The 21,213-nt window shown below is 48.7% G+C and carries 23 protein-coding genes; 22 read left to right on the top strand and 1 reads right to left on the bottom strand.

The features are described 5' to 3' along the window. Positions 1-186: 186 nt before the first annotated feature. Complete coding sequence (locus tag MOST_RS01700) at positions 187-1,611, bottom strand: copper amine oxidase N-terminal domain-containing protein (protein WP_054936114.1); 1,425 nt, start codon at positions 1,609-1,611, stop codon at positions 187-189. A 726-nt stretch (positions 1,612-2,337) separates the two neighbouring features. On the opposite strand from MOST_RS01700, the gene MOST_RS17560 reads away from it, so the two are divergent. The 22 genes from MOST_RS17560 (at position 2,338) to MOST_RS01600 (ending at position 21,089) form a co-directional block, all read left to right on the top strand. Further along, entirely contained in the window at positions 2,338-2,595 is a 258-nt protein-coding gene (locus tag MOST_RS17560) for a hypothetical protein (protein WP_208974816.1), read from the top strand. A 511-nt stretch (positions 2,596-3,106) separates the two neighbouring features. Continuing rightward, positions 3,107-3,244 (top strand): hypothetical protein, encoded by a 138-nt coding sequence (locus MOST_RS17555; protein WP_208974815.1) that lies wholly within the window; start codon positions 3,107-3,109, stop codon positions 3,242-3,244. Between the two features lie 32 nt (positions 3,245-3,276). Beyond that, positions 3,277-3,576, top strand: coding sequence for a helix-turn-helix domain-containing protein (locus tag MOST_RS17550; protein ID WP_208974814.1), 300 nt, complete (start codon positions 3,277-3,279; stop codon positions 3,574-3,576). Next, entirely contained in the window at positions 3,577-3,699 is a 123-nt protein-coding gene (locus MOST_RS18115) for a hypothetical protein (protein WP_277995682.1), read from the top strand. Positions 3,700-3,753: 54 nt separating this feature from the next. Beyond that, a complete protein-coding gene (locus MOST_RS17545) occupies positions 3,754-3,987 on the top strand; it encodes a TnsB C-terminal domain-containing protein (protein WP_208974813.1) in 234 nt (77 codons plus the stop codon). An 87-nt stretch (positions 3,988-4,074) separates the two neighbouring features. Beyond that, positions 4,075-4,488 carry a Mu transposase C-terminal domain-containing protein gene (locus tag MOST_RS17540; RefSeq protein ID WP_208974812.1) on the top strand — a complete coding sequence of 138 codons (414 nt, stop codon included), beginning with the start codon at positions 4,075-4,077 and terminating at the stop codon, positions 4,486-4,488. A gap of 91 nt (positions 4,489-4,579) precedes the next feature. After that, a complete protein-coding gene (locus MOST_RS01680; protein ID WP_244266985.1) occupies positions 4,580-5,314 on the top strand; it encodes an ExeA family protein in 735 nt (244 codons plus the stop codon). A 393-nt stretch (positions 5,315-5,707) separates the two neighbouring features. Further along, positions 5,708-6,343 (top strand): RraA family protein, encoded by a 636-nt coding sequence (locus MOST_RS01675; RefSeq protein WP_054936113.1) that lies wholly within the window; start codon positions 5,708-5,710, stop codon positions 6,341-6,343. Between the two features lie 121 nt (positions 6,344-6,464). After that, on the top strand, positions 6,465-7,928 hold the full coding sequence (locus MOST_RS01670) for a 4-hydroxyphenylacetate 3-hydroxylase N-terminal domain-containing protein (RefSeq protein WP_054936112.1): 1,464 nt from the start codon (positions 6,465-6,467) through the stop codon (positions 7,926-7,928). A 3-nt stretch (positions 7,929-7,931) separates the two neighbouring features. Continuing rightward, a complete protein-coding gene (locus MOST_RS18660) occupies positions 7,932-8,252 on the top strand; it encodes a hypothetical protein (RefSeq protein WP_181950107.1) in 321 nt (106 codons plus the stop codon). Between the two features lie 28 nt (positions 8,253-8,280). Beyond that, positions 8,281-8,844: a pyruvate ferredoxin oxidoreductase subunit gamma gene (locus MOST_RS01660; protein ID WP_054936110.1), complete on the top strand. Its 564-nt coding sequence runs from the start codon at positions 8,281-8,283 to the stop codon at positions 8,842-8,844. Then, a complete protein-coding gene (locus tag MOST_RS01655; protein ID WP_054936109.1) occupies positions 8,841-9,128 on the top strand; it encodes a 4Fe-4S binding protein in 288 nt (95 codons plus the stop codon). The genes MOST_RS01660 and MOST_RS01655 overlap by 4 nt, the downstream gene beginning before the upstream one ends. Next, positions 9,125-10,303: a pyruvate ferredoxin oxidoreductase gene (gene porA, locus MOST_RS01650; protein ID WP_054936108.1), complete on the top strand. Its 1,179-nt coding sequence runs from the start codon at positions 9,125-9,127 to the stop codon at positions 10,301-10,303. Before MOST_RS01655 ends, porA begins: the two co-directional genes overlap by 4 nt. Position 10,304: 1 nt before the next feature. Further along, positions 10,305-11,201 (top strand): thiamine pyrophosphate-dependent enzyme, encoded by an 897-nt coding sequence (locus MOST_RS01645; RefSeq protein WP_054936107.1) that lies wholly within the window; start codon positions 10,305-10,307, stop codon positions 11,199-11,201. 41 nt (positions 11,202-11,242) lie between these two features. Further along, the gene (locus MOST_RS01640; RefSeq protein ID WP_054936106.1) at positions 11,243-12,499 is read left to right on the top strand and encodes a 4Fe-4S binding protein; all 1,257 of its coding nucleotides are present in this window, start codon (positions 11,243-11,245) and stop codon (positions 12,497-12,499) included. 141 nt (positions 12,500-12,640) lie between these two features. Further along, positions 12,641-13,897, top strand: coding sequence for a 3-isopropylmalate dehydratase large subunit (locus MOST_RS01635; protein ID WP_054936105.1), 1,257 nt, complete (start codon positions 12,641-12,643; stop codon positions 13,895-13,897). A 45-nt stretch (positions 13,898-13,942) separates the two neighbouring features. Next, positions 13,943-14,425, top strand: coding sequence for a 3-isopropylmalate dehydratase small subunit (locus tag MOST_RS01630; RefSeq protein ID WP_054936104.1), 483 nt, complete (start codon positions 13,943-13,945; stop codon positions 14,423-14,425). A gap of 198 nt (positions 14,426-14,623) precedes the next feature. Continuing rightward, the gene (locus MOST_RS01625) at positions 14,624-15,601 is read left to right on the top strand and encodes a TRAP transporter substrate-binding protein (RefSeq protein ID WP_054936103.1); all 978 of its coding nucleotides are present in this window, start codon (positions 14,624-14,626) and stop codon (positions 15,599-15,601) included. Between the two features lie 111 nt (positions 15,602-15,712). Beyond that, positions 15,713-16,246 (top strand): TRAP transporter small permease, encoded by a 534-nt coding sequence (locus MOST_RS01620; protein ID WP_054936102.1) that lies wholly within the window; start codon positions 15,713-15,715, stop codon positions 16,244-16,246. A 36-nt stretch (positions 16,247-16,282) separates the two neighbouring features. Continuing rightward, the gene (locus MOST_RS01615) at positions 16,283-17,569 is read left to right on the top strand and encodes a TRAP transporter large permease (protein WP_054936101.1); all 1,287 of its coding nucleotides are present in this window, start codon (positions 16,283-16,285) and stop codon (positions 17,567-17,569) included. A gap of 240 nt (positions 17,570-17,809) precedes the next feature. Next, positions 17,810-19,447 (top strand): sigma-54 interaction domain-containing protein, encoded by a 1,638-nt coding sequence (locus MOST_RS01610; RefSeq protein WP_054936100.1) that lies wholly within the window; start codon positions 17,810-17,812, stop codon positions 19,445-19,447. 865 nt (positions 19,448-20,312) lie between these two features. Continuing rightward, positions 20,313-21,089 carry an enoyl-CoA hydratase-related protein gene (locus MOST_RS01600; RefSeq protein WP_054936098.1) on the top strand — a complete coding sequence of 259 codons (777 nt, stop codon included), beginning with the start codon at positions 20,313-20,315 and terminating at the stop codon, positions 21,087-21,089. Positions 21,090-21,213: the final 124 nt, after the last annotated feature.

The raw sequence follows: 21,213 nt of genomic DNA, 5'->3' as shown, positions 1-21,213 counted from the left end.
CTGGCAACAGCTTCTTCGAGGACTTTTACATCACTTGCTAACCCGCCCCCACACCCACTAAGGGCGATGAGCAGAAGCATCACCATGGGCGCCAGGATACCCTTCAGGCGAGCAGGAAGCATCTTGTTTCCCCATTTAAAACCAAGCGGGCTTAACTATAGCTCACTTTATCCCTGAAGGCCAGGACTACCCGGCCCCTGCTGCCAGCTGCCGCATCTCCTCATACCCCTGCTGGATCAACTCCGCTTCTGACTTAAAGTAAGGCAGGTTCATATCCTGGGGGATATACTGCCCAACGGCGTCTTCAATAAAAAATTGCACAGAATCCTTTTGCAGCCGGCCCCGGCTGTCGAACCGGACCGTCACCTTTAAGAATTCATTGGCTTCCTGGGGCTCAGTGATATACTCCTGCAATTCTTGCTGCCAGAAAGCAATTTGCCTTTCTATCTTTCGCAGCGCTTCCGGGGTGAGGCGGGCGCGGTTTTCTTCCAGGTAGTGGAGACGGCCCTTCTGCGGCGGCCATTCCGCCGGGGTGTCTACGCCCAGCAGGTGGCTGACCCGGACCAGGTATACGGCTTCCGCCTGGAAGCCGGACTGGTAAAAGGATTGCAGGTCAATCTTTGTGTCCAGCACGCGGTAATGCTGGTACTGCCTGGCTATCAGATCTTCTACCTGTTTCTGGAGCTGGACTTTGAGCTGCCACTGGTCCCAGGTGCTGTCAATGCCGGTAATATACCAGCTTCCATCCTGGTGCTGCACCGTAACATGGTTTATATAAGATCCAGCCGGCCCGGTGGAGGTCATCAGGTCGAACTGGACGGTAAATCGCCAGCTTCCTTCCGGTTCTTCTTTCTGCTCAAGAATGGTATATTTTTCTATCCAGGGGCTGGATACACCCGTTACCCACCCCATCCTTTCATAATCAGGACGGCACTTTTCTTTCAAGGCCGGTGCTAAAAGGGCGTATTGCCAGGCGCCGTTGCGGTTCTTGACCCCTGCGGCCCAACTCTGCACGGCTTCCCCGGGGCTTTCTGGGGTCAGGGCTTTTTCCAGGAGGGTTAGCTGGCGGTGCAGGGAGTCACTTTCCGGGTCGTCGATTTTAATGGTCCGAGTGGCTTCCTCCCACTCCACCCTGGCTCCCAGGGCTTCGGCCAGCCAGCGGGCCGGCACCATGACCCGGCCGTCGATGATCCGGGGTGTTACGTCGGGCTCAAGCAGCGAGTTGTTGATGACAAATTTTAACGGGCCGGTAGAGGGTTCGCCAGCAGCGGACCGGGGAGAAGGCGGCGGGAAGGGCGCAGGGCCTTCCTTTAGAGGTTCTGCTTCGGCCGGGCGGTGGGCCAGGAGTCCTTCGACCAGAGTACGGACCTGGTCTTTATTGATCTGGCCTGTCTTCAGGAGCATCTCCACGACAGGCGCGTAGTAGTCCAGGGCTTTTATCTGGGCCATGGTCAGGCCGTGATCCAGGAGAAACTGGATGTCAACGGCAGTGCCGTCGGCAGACTTGTAGCCGGGGTCCGGTATGGCCGCCGTGGCCGCCGCCGGGATCAGGATTAAGAATAGTACCAGCAGCATTGGCAAAAACCATAGTTTACGCCGGAAAGAAGTCATTTGTGGCGCCTCCCTGTTAACCCGTTTGTTTTAACTTTACGGGCTTTATTTATTTAGACGGCGGTAATTACGAAAAGGTTCCCATTGCTTTCCAGATTTATGTTATAATATTTTCCAGGGTTACTTGGTTATATTTGTTTATTTGTTTTAACGAGGAACCAAAACTTATTGAAGTTGATAGCGAACATTTTGTTGTATGATTGGTATGCACCCTTCGGTGAGTCAGAGAAGGAGATCCACCGGGTTCATGGCCATATAAGTACCGCCCAGTATAAATGATTAGTCTTTTTCACTACCTTAGCAGGAACTTCCGTTCTGGTGGCGAATAGCAAATGTTGGATAGAAAATCACCAGGGGGTTTACTATGCTAGCCATTGTCAATTCCGTCGTCCTTGTGGGCCTGGAGGGACAGAGTGTACGGGTAGAGGTTGATATTAGCAACGGACTACCTGTTTGTGAGAGTGTTGGTCAAATTATATACACGATATGTGTATGTTTAACCTGCCTAATATCAATGGTAGGTCCTCACATTCATTCATCACAAAATTGATCCATATTCGCAAATTGAACAATGTGAACTGAAGTTAATACTAGGAGAATATGAGAAACCCATTTCACTTTACGCCGGTATTTAAACATAGGTGAAGCTTAGCCCGTTTGTCCGTCTGTTGAAAGGAGTGCCGCTTCAGGGCGAATGAGGTAGAATATTGGTTGGGAGGAATTGCCATGCAGCTGATATTCTACACCACCGTATCGCCTGAAGAATACTGCCGCCAGGGTAAGGATTTTCCTTTCCCTGAGCCTGATTATTGCCCCCATTGCCGGCTAAAGGTACCGCGACAAAAACATGGGTTTTTCGCCCGTAACGCTATTAACGACAATTTTAGCAGCCGTATTTTAATCAGGCGTTCTACTGCCAATACTGCCATACTACCATTTCCTACCTGCCTTCCTTTTGCCTGCCCTACTTCCAGTACACCGTGAATTTAATCTTTACCGGCCTTAAGCTGGTGCTGGAGTTCAATTTCTCCCTGTAGGGCTGCCTTAAGTTCCTAAAAGAGCGCTGCCGGCAGCTCTACTGGGATATCTCTCACCTGCAGTTTTATCTGCGCCGCTTTCTGGCCAACTTACAGGCCATCAAACTGGGCCTGCACCAGCTTCTGCCCTGTGTCCAACTGCCAGAGACGAAGTTGGCTAAAAGAGAAGGAAGCCTAAAAGGTACTCCGCCTCATGGCCACTGGATTTGCCCACATCCAGATCTTTGGCGCCAGGTTTTACGAGACTGGGGTACTCTTTTTTGGCTCCTTTGCACAATATTTTAGCATAAAGCGGAGCCCTTCTGGTATCCCTGGAGGTGAAAAATATCAGCAATAAACCTTTTGTCTGGGGACTGGCACTTAGGAATGTTATTATGCAGCTGAGGGCGCCTAAAGGCTGTAAGCGCTTATGGCCTCCTTAAATCTAACATCCGGGCACAAAGGAGGCTTGAGTTTTTATGCTCTCAACTCAAGATAGGGAAGAGATTGCCATAAAGAAGTTTTCTTTGATTGCCCCTGTGTTAAACGGCCAGGCGCAAAGCCACAAGGAGTACTTTAAGAATCTGGCGGCCAAGCCCGTCCTGATGCCCCACTAGGGTCTGAAGCAGTACTCCCCGAAGAGTTTTGAATGGTGATTATACCTCTACCGCCTCCATGGCGTGGAGGGGCTAAACCCGGTTACCGTTCCGACCGGGGGAAAAGCCGGCGGATAACCGAGGAGATGGTCCTGAAAATCGAGGCCAAAAGGACGGAAAAGCCCCGCCTTAACGGTATTATGCTCTATGATGAGCTGGTCAAAGGGGTGTTTACACCTGATAAGGTTTCCCTGGCCACCTTTTACCGTTATCTGACCCAGTATCCCTGTCCAGCCTCTCCTGCCGAAGCCGGCCAGAAAGAAAAGGAGATTAAATGCTTTTCTCACCAGTGAGTGAATGAGCTCTGGCAAGGGGATATCATGTACGGCCCTTACCTTGAAGCGGGCCGGCGTAAAAGGCAGACCTACCTCATCGCCTTTATCGACGACGCCTCGAGCCTGATCACCCACGCCTAGTTCTTCTGGAAGCAGAACTATATTGCGGTGCAGGCGGCCTTAAAAGAGGCCATTTTGAAGCGCAGCGTACCGAAAATGATCTACACCGACAACGGTGAGGTCTACCGTTCGGGCCAGCTGCCGGTTGTTTGTGCCAGTTTGGGCTGTTTTTTGCTTCATGCGGAACCCTTTACCCCTTATGCCAGGGGAAAGATTGAGCGTTTCTTCCGTACAGTAAGATTGCGTTTCTTAAGCCGCCTGGACCTGGATAAAATTAATTTCCTTGAGGAGTTGAACCTCGCTTTTTGACAGTGGCTGGAGGAAGACTACCAGTGGAAAATCCATAGCTCTCTGGGTTTAAGCCCTCTGGACTTTTTCCTGTCCCAGGCCGATCGGGTGCGTATCTTACCGGACCCGGCGCTTATGGATGAGTATTTTCTCTTACGGGTCATGCGCAAGGTTAACCATGACGCCACCTTCTCCCTGGAGAACATCCTCTATGAAACGGAACAGCAATTTGCCAATACCCGCTTAGAGGTAAGGTATGAGCCGGAATGGTTAGCAAATCTGGCCCGGCCGGTCCTCTTATACCGGGACGGCCTTAAAATCGGTGAGGCCAGACAGGTTGACTTCTCTGCCAATGCCGGCCTGAAAAGAAAAGGACGCGGCCGCCCGGCCCATAAGGACCAAGCTCCAGTCCAGGGGGAGGAAGCTCTGCCCAGTAGACGGACAAGGCCCTTCCGGCACCGGCCATCTCTTTTGCCGATATCCTTGCCGCTCAAGAGGAGCCTTGCCCTCCGGCGGAGGTGAAGAGTGATGTTTACCCAGTTCTTCGGCCTTAAATTTAACCCCTTCACCAAAGAAATACCCTTCGACCAGGTTATTCTTAAGCCAGGACCTGATGGAACTCGCCTCCCGCCTGAAGTACCTGCAGCAGGTGCGGGGTATAGGCCTGATTACGGGTGAAGTGGGCTGCGGTAAAACCACCGCCCTCAGAAAATTTTTAAGCGAGCTTAATCCGGCCCAGTATAAAGCCTGCTATTTCGCCCTCTCAACCGTTACAGTGCTGGAGTTTTACCAGGGGCTGGCTTTGAGTTTAGGTGAAGAACCCAATCATAAAAAAGTCTATATCTTCCACCAGATCCAAGCGGCTATCACAAGCCTATACGCCGACCGTCACATTATCCCGGTTATTGTCCTGGATGAAATCCATCTCGCTGCCAACAAGATCCTGGAGGACCTGCGCCTCCTCTTTAACTTCCAAATGGACTCCCAGAACCCCTTTATCCTTATCCTGGCCGGCCAGACCCTCTTCCGCTCCAGGCTCTCCCTTAATGTCAATAACCCTTTAAGGCAGCGCCTAACGGTCAAATATTTCCTCCAGGGCCTTAAACCCGAGGAACTAAAGGACTATTGCTTGAGCCGGTTGCAAAAGGACGGCCTGCACGAGGATATCTTTACCCCGGCAGCCTTTGAGACCATCTACGCCATCACCAAAGGCTTACCTCGCCTGATAAACAACCTGGTTACCACCTGTATGATCTGCTTAAGGATTACTCGCTATTTCATGTGGACAAACATTTGTTTTATATCTTATAATTGCGGTCGTTTACCGGGGCGAAGCGAAGGCCGTTGACATGGAGAATGCCCGTGTTATCTTGATTTTGTAAAGGGCAGCAAGCAAAGTTGGCTTGCCTTCCTGCCACTTAGAAACACTGGTGCGAGGCTCTATATCAAGGGCGGTCGCAAAATAATTTTGTTCCGCCCGCACGAAATAGCGAAGAACTATAATTAAATTAATTGCATTAATGAAACGATAATTACATATAAGAAATACTATAAAGCCAGAAGAAGGTTAGCACTCTTGAAATCCCCTTACTCATATTTCAATTATGAAATAATTTTTAAATTCAATTTTGGTTATCTATTAAGTGTTGTTGCCTGGCATAAAAATTGCATTGAATAGATTAAGTAAGATAGTGATTTTTTAACAAATCAAATCTAAATTTTTCAGGGAGGTAATATGAAAATGAAGAGACCCAGTAAGGAACTTATTGAAGAGATGCGTAAGTATGACGTAACCATGTGGTCAGATGCTTTTGATGAACTTGGCATCAACGGGGTAATGATCGGCATGAGACCCATCATCGATGGTGTGAGAATAGTCGGGCCCGCCGTTACCACCGCCGAGCGACCCGTTTTGCCTTCTCCTGAAAAGGTTCAGTTGGGCACGGTGATGGAGCAATGCCAACCTGGCGACATCATAGTAATCGATGCCAATGATACCAATTACGGTAACTGGGGGGGGCTGGTGACCCTCAAGGCCAAAAGGTTTGGTGTTGCTGGCGTTATCGTGGACGGGGCTGTCCGTGATATAGCCGAGATCAGGCAATACAATATGCCCACGTGGAGCAAGCGGATCAGTCCGATATCCTGCGTCAAGCGGCTTAAGACTATCAGCATCAATGAGCCCATTGTTTGTGGCAATGTGTCGGTTAAACCCGGCGATATTATTGTGGCCGATGATGATGGCGTGGCGGTTATTCCATTAGAGCGGCTTGATGAGGTTCTAGAAGTGGTCAGGAAAATGTACGAGTGGGAGGTTAAGACCAAGGCTGGACTCATGAGTGGCGAGGATGAATCTCTTAAGGTAAGAGTATACTAGTTGACTACGTTTTTCATAGATGGCAATCTAAGGTTTAATTATGTTAGAAACCTTGCCTATCGAATAATAATTAATAGAAATTAATTGGAAATTCATCCGTAAGAAAGGAGAGATATTGGGGATGGCCTTGCGTACTGCTGAGGAATATATAAAAGGTTTACGTAACCAAAATCGTGAAGTTTATATCCATGGTGAAAAAGTTACTAATTATGTTGACCATCCCTGTGTACGGCCAGTAATAGAGTCAGTGGCCCTAACATTTGAGAAAGCCTTTGACCCAGAGTTTGAGAATTGGTTGGTGAAGGATTCTGACTTAGTTAAGGGGCCAGTGAATCGTTTCCTTACTGTGCATAAGAGCCAGGACGACCTAGTAAGCCGTGTACAATTGTTAAAGATGCTGACCCCTCAGCATGGAGCCTGTGTGGGGGCTAGGTGTGTGGGCCAGGACGCTATCCATGCAGCTTATATTACAACTTATGATATAGATAAAAAGTACGGCACCAACTACCATGAACGGTTCTGTAAGTGGCTAGCAGAAATGCAAGAGAAAGACCTGGCCGTCTCGGGCATGGTTACAGACTCAAAAGCTGATCGTAGCCTGAGGCCCGAAGAACAGGAGGATCCAGATTCCTACCTTCATGTAGTGCAAGAAAGAAAAGACGGAATTGTAGTGCGTGGGGCGAAGGCTCATCAATCGGGAGCGTTAGTGGCTGATGAGCATCTGGTTCTGCCTACCGAAACTATCAGACCCGAAGGTAAGCAATATGCTATAGCCTTTGCCGTGCCTGCAGATACCCCGGGTATCATTCATATTTACGAGAGCCCGGCCGGCACTGTGCGGCGACTTTTGCCCGGAGCCGGAGAGATGGACTTTGGTAATGCTACCTACGGTGTACATGGAGCCTCTTTGGTAATATTTAATGACGTGTTTATCCCCTGGGAACGGGTGTTTATGTACCAGGAAGCCGATTTTAGCACTGAAATGGTGGAATATTTTGCCAGGATGCACCGTTTGGCCTTTTGTGGTTGCAAGGCGGGACATTGTGATATCTTGTTAGGGGCCTGTATGCTAGCAGTTGAGTATATTGGCCTAACTAAAGCAAGCCATATCTGGGAGAAGTTAGTCACCATGTTCCAGAATTCCGAACTGAGTTACGGCTGTGCTATTGGGGCAGCCAGATTAGGTTACGCCACACCTTCAGGCGGTTATATGCCAGACGTCAGCCTGACCAATGCAGCTAAACTTCAAGGTGGACGTGCCGTGGCGGAAAACGCCAACCTAGCTATGGATATCGGTGGTGGTCTTTTATGCACTATACCTACCCAAAAAGACTGGGAGAACGGTGAAATTCGCGAATACATTAATAAGTACTTCCGCGGCAAAGCCGGCATATCAACTGAGAACCGTATCCGCATTAGCCGTCTGATTGAGTATCTTATGGGCCAGTCCTCGGTTATTCCAGCCGAATCTATCCTAGGCGGCGGTCCTCCGGAAACGCAAAGGGTTATGCTGCGCGTAACTTTAAGGCAGCGGGCCGGGTGGATGAAAGAGAGGGCTAAAGTCCTGGCTGGCATAAAGGAATAAGGGTTGAGGGCTCTGAGGAAAGTCAAGATCCGGTTATGTGTAGGATGTAAGGCCGAGGTTGACCGTGGTCGGATTTACAAGCTCCTACAAGACATTCTTCCTACTAGAGGGTGGCACATAATGTCCTCCTGGCAGGAAGAAACTGTGGAGGTCTTAATTCTGGTTAACGGCTGTCCGGTGGCGTGCCTAGAGAGACCGTCAGGCACACCGGCAGTAGTTATTAAAGGGCATATGGTTGAAGGCCTAGCAGTTGAGGATGAGAATGAATTAGTCGAAAAGGTTATGGCTATTTTGCAACAGAGATTTGACGCCTCTAAGGCTTAAGCCAAGAGGTTCTTTAGGGGGTACTAAAGTGCTAGAAATAAGGTTTCACGGGCGGGGTGGCCAGGGTGCGGTTATGGCTGCTACTATCCTGGGTAAAGCGGTCGCTTTGTACGAGGGGAAGTATGCGCTCTCTTTCCCAGCTTTCGGTACTGAGCGCCGTGGAGCTCCGGTCATGGCCTTTACCCGGATTGATGATAAACCCATCCGTTTACGGACCCAGGTTTACAAGCCCAACGTCGTCGTTGTATTAGATGACAGCCTGTTGATCACCACAAATGTAGTTGAAGGTTTGGCATCTGACGGTCTTGTGTTAGTTAACACAGTAATGCCGGCTGAAGAAATGGGCCTTCAAGCAGGCCCCAATGCCAAAGTTGTAACCATAGATGCCACCGGTATAGCTCTTAAGACACTTAAGGTAAATATCGTCAATACCAGTATTCTTGGTGCACTGTGTGCGGTTTCAGGTTTAGTCAAAATCGATTCAATAGTCAAAGCCATAGAGAATACTTTACCGGAAAGATTGGTAAAAAGAAACGTGGAGGCTGCTCAAGAGGCGTATAGAGCGTTGTCTGAGGGGAGGAAGGCCCAATGAACCTAATGTCGGCAAGAATAACTGGGTTTCCTAAGATTCCGGTTGTCCCTGGCGGTACAGTTCTGGTAAAAACAGGTGGCTGGCGCACTATGCGGCCGGTTATCGACCCTGAGAAGTGCAACAACTGTTTGCAATGTTGGATTTATTGTCCCGATGGGACTATTGAAAAAGGAGCTAAGACGGTAATGATAAACTATGACTACTGCAAGGGATGTGGGATTTGTAGCGAGGAATGCAGCCATGGAGCTATTACTATGCTGAGGGAAATGGGTGACGAAAAATGAAAATGTATCTTAACGGCAATACCGCTGTGGCTCATGCTGTCCGTTTGGTCAAGCCCGGAGTAGTAGCTGCCTACCCCATTACACCACAGACAGTGATTGTAGAAAAGATTGCAGATTTTATTGCTAATGGGGAACTAGACGCTCAGTACATCAAAGTTGAGAGCGAACATACAGCTATGGCAGCCTGTTATGGGGCCAGCGCTGCAGGGGCACGGGCTTTTACTGCCACTTCTTCCCAGGGATTGGCCTACATGCAAGAGATGCTGAATTACGTTTCTGGGGTACGAGTACCGGTGGTTATGGTTGTAGGTAACCGTGCTCTCAGCGGACCCTGGACCATATGGCTGGACCATCAGGATACTATCCAGGCACGGGATACGGGATGGATTCAACTCTATGTGGAGAACAGCCAGGAAGCCCTGGATACCATTATCCAAGCCTATAAAATCGCTGAGAACCCTGAGATCCTTACCCCAGTTATGGTGTGTATGGACGCCTTTGTTCTTACACATACCGAGGAAGTAGTAGATGTTCCTGAAGCCAAAGCGATCGATGCCTTTCTGCCGCCCTACAACCCTGAGTTTGTATTGGATGCAAATAACCCACTGACCTTTTCCTTTGGTACGCCACCAGCCCTTTATATGGAGTTCCGTGTCTTGCAGGAACAAGCAATGCAGCGGGCGCTTGGTATCATTAAGGAGGTGGCCGAAGATTATGGGCGCACCATTGGCCGCTACTGGCCGGGGCTGATCGAAAAGTATGGCCCCGAAGATGCCGAAGTGGTAGTGGTGGCCATGGGCAGTCTTTGTGGTACCATCAAAGAAGTAGTCGATGACCTTAACTATCGAGGAAAGAAAGTGGCTTTGGTGCGCATACGTGCTTACCGTCCCTTCCCGGTAACAGACATCTGCCAAGCGCTGCAAGGGGCAAAGGCGGTTGGTGTCTTTGACCGCGACCTCTCCTTCGGCTATGCTGGTGCCCTGTATACTGACGTCAAGGCAGCCCTTTACGGCAATCTCAACCCGGCTCCCCGCGTATTGAACTATGTAGGCGGCCTGGGGGGACGCGATGTCAGGGTGGAAGAAATTGAAAGTATTTTTCTGAATCTTTTGGGCGAACAACATATGTATCAGCAAGAACAATCAGACGTCAGGTTTGTGGGGGTGAGGTGGTAGTATGACAACGCTAGCTGAGCTGACGAGTGAAGAGTTATTCTTTGGACATGCCGGCTGTGCGGGGTGCGGTTCGGTTTTGGCAGTTCGTCAAGCCCTTAAGGTTTTGGGTCGTAATGTAATTTTTGTAGAGCCGGCTGGTTGTGTTCTGGGGGTTACCTGTTTTTACCCGCAAGTAGCCTTACGGGTGCCGCTTTTGCCCACGGCTTTCCCGGCCACGGCCTCTACGGCCTCAGGCGTTTCAGTAGCCTTAAAGGCCAAAGGTCGGCATGATGTGAAGGTAGTTGCTGTAGCCGGTGATGGTGGTACGGCTGATATTGGCCTGCAGGCCTTGAGCGGGGCAGTAGAGCGCGGTGATGAACTTATTTATATATGCACCGACAACGAAGCCTATATGAACACCGGTATACAGCGAAGTGGCCTCACTCCCTGGGGTGCTACCACTACGACTACTCCAGGAGGCAAGCTGGGTCATCGTGAGGATAAGTCTAAGAAGGACATGATGGCCATAGTAGCAGCTCATGGCATACCGTATGCGGCTACGGCATCTATCTCCCACTGGAACGACTTTCTGCAGAAGGTAGAAAAAGCTTACCGAGTGAAAGGACCGTCATTCCTGCATGTCCTGGCTCCTTGCCCGCCGGGTTGGGGATTTGACACCAGCCAAACTGTCAAGTTTGCCCGTCTGGCTGTACAGACCGGTATTTGGCCTTTGTATGAGATTGAGAACGGTAAATATCGTATCACTCTGAAGATACGTAACTTCAAGCCTGTTAGGGAATACGTGGAAGGGCAGGGAAGATTCCGCGGCCTATCGGAAGCGGAGGTGGCCCATATTGAATCATTGCGCGATCAGCAATGGGCCAATATAAACAGTATAGTCGAGGTTACTAACAAGTAGCCGTTAAACATCATCAATTTATCAGAGAAAGGGGATATTAAATGGCCGATCTATCCGTCGAACTCGCGGGACTGAGGTTTAAGAACCCGGTGGTGGCTGCTTCCGGCCCTATAGCCCATAGCAGCACTACCCTGGAAAAGGCTATCAAATCAGGTTTAGGAGGTGTTGTAACCAAGACTTGTACCGCTACCCCTTACTTCCGTACCTATCCGCGTATGGAGGAGTATCTTTTGGATTTTGAGCTGGATCCGCACCGTATTTTTGCGCACCCCAAGGGTTGGGCCCTCTACCACCGCGATCATTTGCAGCATCAGGATCCTGAAGTATGGGTCAAAATTATTAAAGAGAAGATGCCCTTGGCCAAAGAGTATGACTGCCGTATTATCGGCTCTATTGAAGGCGGATTGGACGCAAATGAATGGAAAAAACTGGCTAAGATGCATGCCGAAGCTGGGGTAGAGGCTTTGGAGCTAAACTGTTGCTGCCCGCATCCAGGCGTTGTGTCCACCCAGTACCAGGCAGGTTCATCTGGTGCTGTGGGAGCTTCTGTTGGCAAGAATGCTGAAGCTGTAGCTAAAGCTGTAAAAGCTGTAAAAGAAGTTACTGGGCTGCCTGTTTTCGTGAAGCTAACTCCTGAGGCTGAGGACCCGGCCTATATAGCTAAGGTGGCGCAAGAGGCCGGTGCGGACGGCGCCACTATCATCAGCCGTAACCTGTCCCTGCGTATTGATATTGAGACTGGTAAGGCTATTGGCTACACCTATTGCTCTACTTCAGGGCCGGGCACTAAGGAGTTTTCCATGCGCTGGGTAGCGGCCACGGCGCAGCTATGCAACATTCCTATCCTAGCGAGCAATGGGCCTGTAGAACCCGAGGACTTTATCGAGTTCATGATGGCAGGGGCTACGGTAGTAGAGACTTGTACGGCTCTCATGGTTTACGGTTACCGCTATGTTAAAGAGATCCTCAAGGGCATGGAAGAGTTCCTTGACAGAAAGGGTTATAATGCCAGGGATATCATCGGTATGGCTTTACCCCTTGGTCCTTCTTCTGACATCCCCGTGAAGTTTAAGGCCAAGTACGGTGTGGTAGATCGGGATAAGTGTAACGGCTGCAAACGGTGCGAAGAGGCTTGTTTTTACGATGCCCTACGTATAGAGAACCGGAAATCAATTATCGATCCGGACCGTTGTGTAGGCTGCGGCTTCTGCCAGTATCTCTGCCCGCAGAAAGCCATTAGCTATCTTGAGAGGGCTTCAGAAGAGGAATACATCGCTGCTCTGCATAAGAGCCTGTAATCGTGTATTGCGATTAAGATTGCGCTCGTCTATCTTATGACCTCCATCTGAGGCTTCCGGTCGATTAAAATGTGACCGGGAGCCTTAGGGTTTGTCGAAAAGATCAGGAATCATATGCCAAAAATGGGAGGGAGTACAGATATGGGTTTAACCATGATCCAGAAGATCCTGGCTAAAGCCGCTGGGACAAGTTCACCGGAGCCAGGCGAGATTGTAGAAGCCAGGATCGATACGGCTATGATTCATGATGCTACCGGAGCCCCGGTTGTTGCGGCTTTTAGAGAAATAGGTAGGTCCAGAGTTTGGGATCCGGATAGGGTGCTTATTCTCTTTGATCATTCCATACCAGCTCCCACCGAGAGTGCTGCCTGGCTGCAAAAAATATTGAGGGAATTCGCGACAGAACAGGGTATCCAGAATCTAGATATTAAGGCTGGAGTATGCCATCAGGTTATGCCCGAAGAGGGCTGGGTATATCCTGGAGCGGTAGTAGTGGGCACCGATTCCCATACTTGTACCCATGGCGCTTTTGGAGCCTTTGGGACCGGTATCGGCTCCACGGAAATGGCGGCGGTTTTTGTTACTGGTAAGTTGTGGTTTCGGGTGCCGGAATCCATAAAAATCATAGTGGACGGTAGTTTTCCGAGGGGCGTTTTCGCGAAGGATCTGATTCTTTATTTATGCGGGAAGTTGACTGCTGAGGGAGCGTCGTACAAATCCATTGAGTTCGCTGGCCCGGCGGTAGAAAAGATGTCGATTTCTGAGCGCATGACACTCTGCAATATGGCTATCGAGATGGGCGCTAAGGCAGGTATGATCGAGCCTAATGAGGTGGTACTGGAGTTCGTGCGGTCCAGGGCAAGACACCCCTTCGAAGTAATCAAGGCTGATCCCGATGCGTACTATAGCGAAACAGTCGCAGTAGATGTTTCGGATCTTGAGCCGCAGGTGGCCTGTCCTACCCAAGTAGATAACGTAAAACCTTTACGAGAGGTAGCCGGTTTACTTATCAACCAGGCTTTTCTAGGCTCGTGTACCAATGGCAGGTTGGATGACTTGCATGCTGCGGCTAAGGTTTTGGAAGGCCGAAAGGTTCATCCCCACGTGCGTCTTTTAGTAGTGCCGGCCTCAGCTCAAGTATACCGCCGGGCTATGGAAGATGGAACATTGAGAATCCTGTCCGAAGCCGGGGCCGTAATTTGCAACCCAGGTTGTGGGCCGTGCTTTGGCGGCCACCAAGGCCTGATGGCTGAAGGCGAACGTTGTATCGCCAGTTCTAACCGTAATTTCAAGGGACGTATGGGCAAAGGTTCTGAAGTTTACTTGGCCTCGCCAGCGAGCGTGGCCGCTGCTGCAGTAGTAGGCCAAATTGTTGACCCGCGTGAATTTTTTGCATAGTCAACAGTTAAAATTTAAACGACTAAATAAAGGGGGAGTAAAAAAGTGGCCAACGCATGGGTATTGCCCGATGCTGTTGATACTGATGTCATTCTGCCTGGGCGTTACTTAAATATAACCGATCCGGCAGAATTGGCCTCTCATGCATTGGAGGGGTTGGACCCGGAACTGGCTAAAAAAATCAAAAAGGGAGATTTTATTTTAGCCGGTCGTAATTTCGGTTGCGGCTCTAGCCGTGAACAGGCCCCTGTAGCCTTAAAAGCTTTAGGTGTTCAATGTGTAATAGCCGAGTCTTTTGCCCGTATTTTTTATCGTAATGCCTTAAACATAGGCCTCCTGGTTTTAGAAACCAAAGATAACATCAATGAATTGATAAGTAGTGGAGATGAGGTAGAATTGAGTGGGGACAGGAAGGAGTTGAGAAACTTAACTAAAGATACCAAACTAAGGCTTATCCCCTTACCGGAGTTTATGGCTCGCATTGTGGACGCCGGAGGAATTGTACCCTACTTGAAGAAAGAGAGTTAAGAGAGATAGGTCAAAGCTGCCTGAGGAAAAGATTCGTTTTTGAAGGACAGCTCTAAAAAAGAAATAATAAAGGAGGCGTAAAGGTATTTTATGAAGACGGGAAAGATATTGATCTGCCTTATTGTGGGTATGGTTTTAATGATCCTTGCGTCTTGTGGTGGAAGCTCAACCCCTAAGGAACAAAAAGAGGCTCCCCCGATGGGGACAAAACAAGAGCAGCCACAAGTTGGGAGCGGGGCCCAGTCCCAGTATATTATGCGCATTGGACACGTCACTTCGCCGACCGGTTCCCGCCATAAGGCGGCGCTGAAGCTGGCTGAGCAGGTGAGCCAGAAGACTAACGGCCGTTTAAAGATTGAAGTTTACCCGGCTGCTCAGCTCGGAGATAATACCCAATTGATACAGGGAACGCAGACCGGCACCGTTCAGGGTGTAATTACACCGACCCTTTTTACCTTTGCTTTTCACGAACTATTCAACGTACTCGATCTACCCTTCTTATTTAAAGACATTGACCAGGCCTTTAAGGTTACCCAGTCCCCTATTGGCGATGAGCTGCTGGCCTCGGTCGAATCTAAAGGCTTTAAGGCCCTCGCTTTTTGGCCGCAGTGGCTTCGTGTAGTTATAGCGCGTTTCCCGGCAGACAAGCCCGAGAATTTCCAGGGAGTCAAGTTCCGGATTATGCCGGCCCAGGTAGTTTTGGATGAATATCGGGGTTGGGGGGCCAGTCCCGTGCCTACTGATCTGGGTGAGCTATATAATTCGCTGCAGCAGGGAGTAGTTGACGGGGCAAACTTAACTCTGACCGAGATTTATGATTTTAAATTAAATGAGGCTGCAAAGTATTTAACGTTATTAAATGACGGTTTGTTGTGCGACGTTATTTTAGTAAATAAGCAGTGGTTTGATTCCCTTCCCGCCGATCTGCAGAAGGTATTAAAGGACGAATTTAAGGCTATGGCTCGGGAGCGTTTGGACATTGAACGTGTCGGCATGCAGGAGCGCCTGGACAAGATTAAGGCCGCCGGGAAAAACCAAGTAATTGAACTTACGCCCGAGCAAAAAAAGGCGTTTGTTAAGTCCGTCCAGCCAACTTATGACGCCTTGTTAAAACGCTTACCCGAAGCCAAGAGTTACCTTGAGAAGATACAGGATGAACTGGCCAAGGAAAAATAACTAAACTTTAACGGCCCACAGGGTTCGGTTTAGGGTATTTGGGTACGCTTAAACCGAATCCAAGGCTTTGGAAACAGAAGCAGACATAATCCTGTAGTAGGAGGATTGAGAATGGTAGGAGACGGTTTCGGTAAATGGATAAGCAGTATTCTGCGGTTTCTTAGCGCGTTGCTGGTACTCTCCTTGATTTTGTTGCTGTTTATCAATGTGATAATGCGTTACTTCTTTCATTATGCCTGGCCATGGGCAGAAGAGATCACTCTATTCGGCTTAGTCTGGATGGTTTTCCTGGGAATTCCCGTGCTTACGTTTCGCAACAATCACATCCGTATCGATCTCATCAAAAACGTCCTCAGCCGGGCGCTCTTTACCAAAGTGGAGTTGTTTATTGGTGTCTTCGAAGTATTCGTGGCTGTCCTCTCCACCTATTATGGATTTATCCTGGTTAAAAAAGTAGCGGTTGCTAAACAAATTAGTCCTGCCGCGCATTGGCCGGTTTGGGTGGTTTCCCTGGCCATGCCTTTAGGGTTTCTCATGGTTGTGCCTATGGCTATTATCAGCAAGTTACGGCTGTATCATGTCTGGAAACATGGGTTGGAAGCAAAAGAAGTGAAAGCAGAGGATTCTGATTACTACCGTTTATAGTCCGATTACATTTCGGTACTAAAGGGGGACGGACTAATGGTTCTAACTATGACCGCAGTCTTCTTTATTGCCCTGGCGCTTGCATTTCCGCTTTATATAGGCTTTCTTATGGCCTCATTTGTCGCCATGGTTTTCTATGTGGGGCAGTGGTCCCAACTATTGCTTATGAATCAGGTGCTTTTTGGGAGTCTACAGAAGTTTTCCCTGATGGCGGTACCCTTTTTTGTCTTTACAGCCGAGATTATGGGTCGGGGCGGCTTGGCCAGGCGCCTGATTGACTGGGGGGTTGCCCTTTTTGGTTGGATGCGGGCCTGCCTGGCGGCGGCCTTAACGGTTGCCTCAATGTTCATGGGAGCAATTTCCGGATCCGGGCCGGCCACCATTGCCGCCGTGGGCCGCATCATGAATCCGGTTTTAGTCCGGGAAGGGTATGCGGAGGAATTTTCGATCGGCTTATTGTGCTCTACGGCAGCTCTATCCGTAATTATCCCGCCCAGCATCCCCATGATCGTGCTTGGTTCTCTCACTAACCTGTCTGTTGGGGCTTTGTTCATTGGGGGCTTTATCCCGGGCGTTCTGCTGGGCGTAAGCTATATCATCTATAACATTTGGTATGCCAAAAAAGTAGGGGTGGAGCCCCCGAAAACTCAATCCAAAGGACTGTGGCAGAGTACGCGCGAGGCCCTATGGGCGTTAGGGGTTCCGGTGATTATCATCGGCGGCATCTACGGCGGCGTCTTTACGCCCACCGAAGCTTCGGTGGTGGCAGCGGTATATGTGGTTTTAGTGAGTACGCTGGTCTACCGCGAGATCGGGTTTAAGAAAGTATGGGAGGTGGCGGCGGAATCGGGCTTAATTACTGCCCAAATTTTTATCGTATTTGCAGCCAGCAACGTGCTCTCGTGGTTCCTGACCGTTAGCGGCCTGCCTCAGCAACTAACTAGCTATGTTGCCGAGAAGCATCTGGCGCCCTGGGCCCTGCTGATGGTATTAAACATCATCTTACTCATCGCCGGTATGCTTGTAGACGCAGTTTCGGCCATGACGGTTCTGATGCCGCTTCTTTTCCCCATCCTGGTGGCGGCCGGGATAGACCCTCTGCATGCTGGATTGGTTATAGTGATCAACCTCGCCATTGGACTCTTTACACCACCTTTTGGGTTTAATCTATTCGTAGCTCAGGGAGCCTTAGGCGTGCCGGTGACCAGGCTTTACCGGGGGGTAATGCCCTTCATAGCCATCAGTGTCGTAATTTTGCTGGCGATCACTTACCTGCCTGTCTTAACCGTAGCTCTACCCAATTACCTGCTTGGTATACGTTAAACAGGGTTCCCATGAAATTGTTATCTATCTCCTCGCTTTTCTATTCACAATAAAGCACAGGGTACGTGATACCGGAGGCTACTCCGATTGCCTAAGCACATTACTTTATTTAGCGGAGATTAAAGTTGAAAAAGGAATCGAGTTTCTAGAAGTAGAATTAATATTTATCTTAGAGTTTAAGTTGTGATTACAGAAAAAATCTTCTCGCTAAATGAGCTTAGCTGGGCTAGGAGGTTGGCTATGGAACCAATAACCCAGGAGGATAAACTTGCCAAGCAGGGAGCGTTATCTCTGGAAGAGCTTAAGGAGATTCTTTTGGAAGCCCTACCTATTATTGCCATACTTACCGGAGGCTACGCAGCTCTTACAGATTCTCAGGGGCGACGATTGAGGGTTGTAGACAGCAAGGGTCAGGAAGTAGAGGAGTTGCGCGGGAAAATATTTCCCTTAGCGGCGGCAGTAGCTAATAGTAGGAGGCCAGGTGCCGGTAGGTCCGAGATTGTTGAAGACGTTAATGTGTGGGCTGTGCCTTTGGGTGACTATGTTTTGGTCTGCAGCAACATCGACCGTATCAGGAGAGAAAGGTCGCTGCACCAGGCACTGGAGGCGGCTTTGCCTTTAATAGCTCGTATGGTTGGGGGGAATTGTTCTTTATTTGATGGTGGCGGTCGTATTGTGGCAAGCTATGCTCATGACGGGACGGCCAACCGTAGCTCCATAGGCGAAACTAGCCTGGAAAGGGTTCATTGCCTGCACCGCAATATGCCAGCAATCGTAGAAGGTCCTAACGTGGAAGGCAAGATGGTTTTGCGGATACCAGTTAGCGAGGAAATAGGAATAGAAATTGACAATTCCTATAGAATTTTAGAACAACGACGCCTGCGTGAGCAGAAGTTTAATGTTGATTCTAGAGGAAAGGCCAAATATACCTTCGATGACTTAGTGGGTAAAAATTGGCGCTTTGTAGAAACCATTAATCTGGCGCGCTATGTGGCCGAAGTAGATTCTGCCGTTTTGATTTCTGGTGAAACCGGTACTGGTAAGGAGCTTTTTGCCCATGCCATTCATAACTATAGTGTGCGGAGGGACATGCCCTTTATTGCTATCAACTGCGGTGCTCTTCCGTCCTCCTTGGTAGAGAGTATCCTGTTTGGTTATGAAGGAGGTGCATTTACGGGTGCATCTAAGCAAGGAGAAGTGGGGCTTTTTGAGCAGGCAAACCACGGCACCTTGTTTTTGGACGAAATTAGTGCTATGCCCTTGGACCTGCAATCACGACTGTTGCGGGTATTACAAGAAAAGGAGGTTTGGCGTTTGGGCGGCAAACGCCCTATCCCCGTAAATGTTCGCGTTATATCAGCTACAAACTGTGATATCCCCACGCTCATAAGTGAAGGTAAATTTCGCCAGGATCTATACTACCGCCTAAATGTATTTGAAATTCATATTCCTCCTTTACGAGAGCGTAAAGACGATCTCTATTTGCTTATTGATTATTTTTTGGAAATGTCCAGCCAAACTTTGGGTAAGCAGAAGCCACAATTACATGAGAAAACATACAGCATATTGGCAGGGTATTCCTGGCCGGGTAACGTGCGCGAACTTAAGAACTGCATTGAGAGGGCGGTAGCCATGGTACCTAATGGCGGGTTGATCCTGCCCGAGCACTTGCCCGAGTACTTAAGTGGCTTCTTGGGTAAACAGGAAGTGAGTGCTTTACGAAACATCAAGATCAGTTCAGAGTTAAATATAATACGCGAGGCCCTTACTACTTCTAAGAGCAGGAAAGAAGCTGCACAAAAGCTAGGTATCAGTACTACCACCCTATGGCGCAAGATGAAATTAATGAATAATGTGATTCCGGTGCAAAAACCCTAAACAACCTTCTGCTATATCCACCTGCACGCTAAAAAGGTGGCGGTTCTTTTGAACAGCAAAGCAGTTGTTGCACCGGAATCATTACATTAATAAAATGATAATTACATATAAGAAATACTATAAAGCTAAAACAAGGTTAGCACTTTAGAAATTCCCTTACTCATTTTTCAAATATGTAATAGTTTATAAAATCAATTTTGGTTATCTATTAATATTGTTTCCTGGCATAAAAATTGCATTATTAATTTATTGAATTGAAGATAGATGCCGGGAGAGTCAGATAAACGCTAAAGTAGAGGGCAATAGCAAGGGTGTGTTTCGAGTAACGCATTTTGTAGAAATAAAAAGGACCATATTTTTCAAGGAGACCAGAAGACAAGACTGGGTTTTGCGCTTGTTGTGTAATGCTGTTAGGCAAATTGAGTTTATGTTGGCAAGGGGAAGATTATTATGCCTGCCGGAGCAACGGAAGCGAGTATAAGAGGTTCTGATCTTGTAGAGCTCCATAGGTCCACCACATAAAGGGCAATGGACAGTAGGTTCTTTTTCCTGGCTCGAGGCATGTCAGGATGGAACTGGTGGCGACAATTAGGGTTGGTACATTGGTAATTTTGATAAGAGGTTGCCATTGTGGCCACGCTGATGACCATTTTTGCGAATATGGCTGCTGCATTTAGGGCAAGGTGATTACCGAAAGCCTTACGGCTCAAAGTTTGGTTACCCTCCTTTACTGAGATTTGATGCTGTTACTAATAAGATTCTCCACAGGGAGGGGGTGACCTTAATACAAAAAAAGTATTGTGCCGAAACTGGTTCAGAAATTCTGTTTCGGAAGCATCTTATTGAGGTAGGAGAGGAGTTTCATATGCACAACGTTATTTTGGAGAAAGAAGAGAGTTTGGGCATTGTTACCATTAACAGACCCGAATCCTTGAATGCCCTGAACTACAAGGTATTAAGGGAATTGAGAACCGTTTTTGAAGAAATTAAAAACGATGTGGCTGTTAAAGCAGTAATCATTACGGGCGCTGGGGAGAAGGCCTTTGTGGCTGGGGCGGATATAGCCGAAATGAAAAATATGTCTCCGGAGGTTGCTTATAGATTTGCCCGTCTAGGACAGGAGACTTTCTCTGCCATAGAAAAATTTTCGAAGCCAGTTATCGCTGCGGTGAATGGCTTTGCTTTAGGAGGAGGTTGCGAGTTAGTAATGGCGTGTGATTTCCGGATAGCGTCAGAAAAAGCGAAGTTTGGCCAACCCGAAGTCGGGTTAGGGATTATCCCGGGTTTCGGAGGCACGCAGAGATTAGCGCGTATTATTGGCAAAGCCAAAGCTATGGAACTGATTCTGATGGGAAACATGATCGATGCGGAAGAGGCTGCGAGGTTGGGTCTAGTCAATATGGTTGTTCCTCCGGGTGATTTGCTGGCGAAAGCCAAGGAAGTAGGCAAATTGATAGCCAGCAAGGCGCCAATAGCTGTTAAATTGGCCAAAGCTGCTATTAATTATGGAATCGAAACTGATCTGGAAACTGCCTGTGCTTATGAGGCTGGACTTTTTGGTATTTGTTTTGGCACTGCTGACCAAAAAGAGGGGATAGAAGCTTTTATCGAGAAAAGAAAGCCGCAGTTTCAAGGATTTTAGACATAATGGAAGGGCCAGCCCCACAGTAGCGATACGTAGGTTATATTGGTACAATAGAGACCAATACAGAGCTACAAGCTAAGGAGGCTGGCAAGATGAATTATACCACATATGTAGGGCTGGA

Source organism: Neomoorella stamsii, from assembly GCF_002995805.1.
GTDB lineage: Bacteria > Bacillota > DSM-521 > Neomoorellales > Neomoorellaceae > Neomoorella > Neomoorella stamsii.
This window is presented reverse-complemented; position numbering and strand designations above follow the sequence as displayed.

Bases quoted from the DNA above. Each gene is read 5' to 3' on its own strand.
- MOST_RS01640 (WP_054936106.1), top strand. From the start codon at position 11,243: ATGGCCGATCTATCCGTCGAACTCGCGGGACTGAGGTTTAAGAACCCG.
- MOST_RS01645 (WP_054936107.1), top strand. From the start codon at position 10,305: ATGACAACGCTAGCTGAGCTGACGAGTGAAGAGTTATTCTTTGGACAT.
- porA (WP_054936108.1), top strand. From the start codon at position 9,125: ATGAAAATGTATCTTAACGGCAATACCGCTGTGGCTCATGCTGTCCGT.
- MOST_RS01615 (WP_054936101.1), top strand. From the start codon at position 16,283: ATGGTTCTAACTATGACCGCAGTCTTCTTTATTGCCCTGGCGCTTGCA.
- MOST_RS01610 (WP_054936100.1), top strand. From the start codon at position 17,810: ATGGAACCAATAACCCAGGAGGATAAACTTGCCAAGCAGGGAGCGTTA.
- MOST_RS17555 (WP_208974815.1), top strand. From the start codon at position 3,107: ATGCTCTCAACTCAAGATAGGGAAGAGATTGCCATAAAGAAGTTTTCT.
- MOST_RS17550 (WP_208974814.1), top strand. From the start codon at position 3,277: ATGGTGATTATACCTCTACCGCCTCCATGGCGTGGAGGGGCTAAACCC.
- MOST_RS01675 (WP_054936113.1), top strand. From the start codon at position 5,708: ATGAAGAGACCCAGTAAGGAACTTATTGAAGAGATGCGTAAGTATGAC.
- MOST_RS01670 (WP_054936112.1), top strand. From the start codon at position 6,465: ATGGCCTTGCGTACTGCTGAGGAATATATAAAAGGTTTACGTAACCAA.
- MOST_RS01600 (WP_054936098.1), top strand. From the start codon at position 20,313: ATGCACAACGTTATTTTGGAGAAAGAAGAGAGTTTGGGCATTGTTACC.
- MOST_RS17560 (WP_208974816.1), top strand. From the start codon at position 2,338: ATGCAGCTGATATTCTACACCACCGTATCGCCTGAAGAATACTGCCGC.
- MOST_RS01635 (WP_054936105.1), top strand. From the start codon at position 12,641: ATGGGTTTAACCATGATCCAGAAGATCCTGGCTAAAGCCGCTGGGACA.
- MOST_RS01655 (WP_054936109.1), top strand. From the start codon at position 8,841: ATGAACCTAATGTCGGCAAGAATAACTGGGTTTCCTAAGATTCCGGTT.
- MOST_RS01680 (WP_244266985.1), top strand. From the start codon at position 4,580: ATGGAACTCGCCTCCCGCCTGAAGTACCTGCAGCAGGTGCGGGGTATA.
- MOST_RS01625 (WP_054936103.1), top strand. From the start codon at position 14,624: ATGGGGACAAAACAAGAGCAGCCACAAGTTGGGAGCGGGGCCCAGTCC.
- MOST_RS01700 (WP_054936114.1), bottom strand. From the start codon at position 1,611: ATGACTTCTTTCCGGCGTAAACTATGGTTTTTGCCAATGCTGCTGGTA.
- MOST_RS01620 (WP_054936102.1), top strand. From the start codon at position 15,713: ATGGTAGGAGACGGTTTCGGTAAATGGATAAGCAGTATTCTGCGGTTT.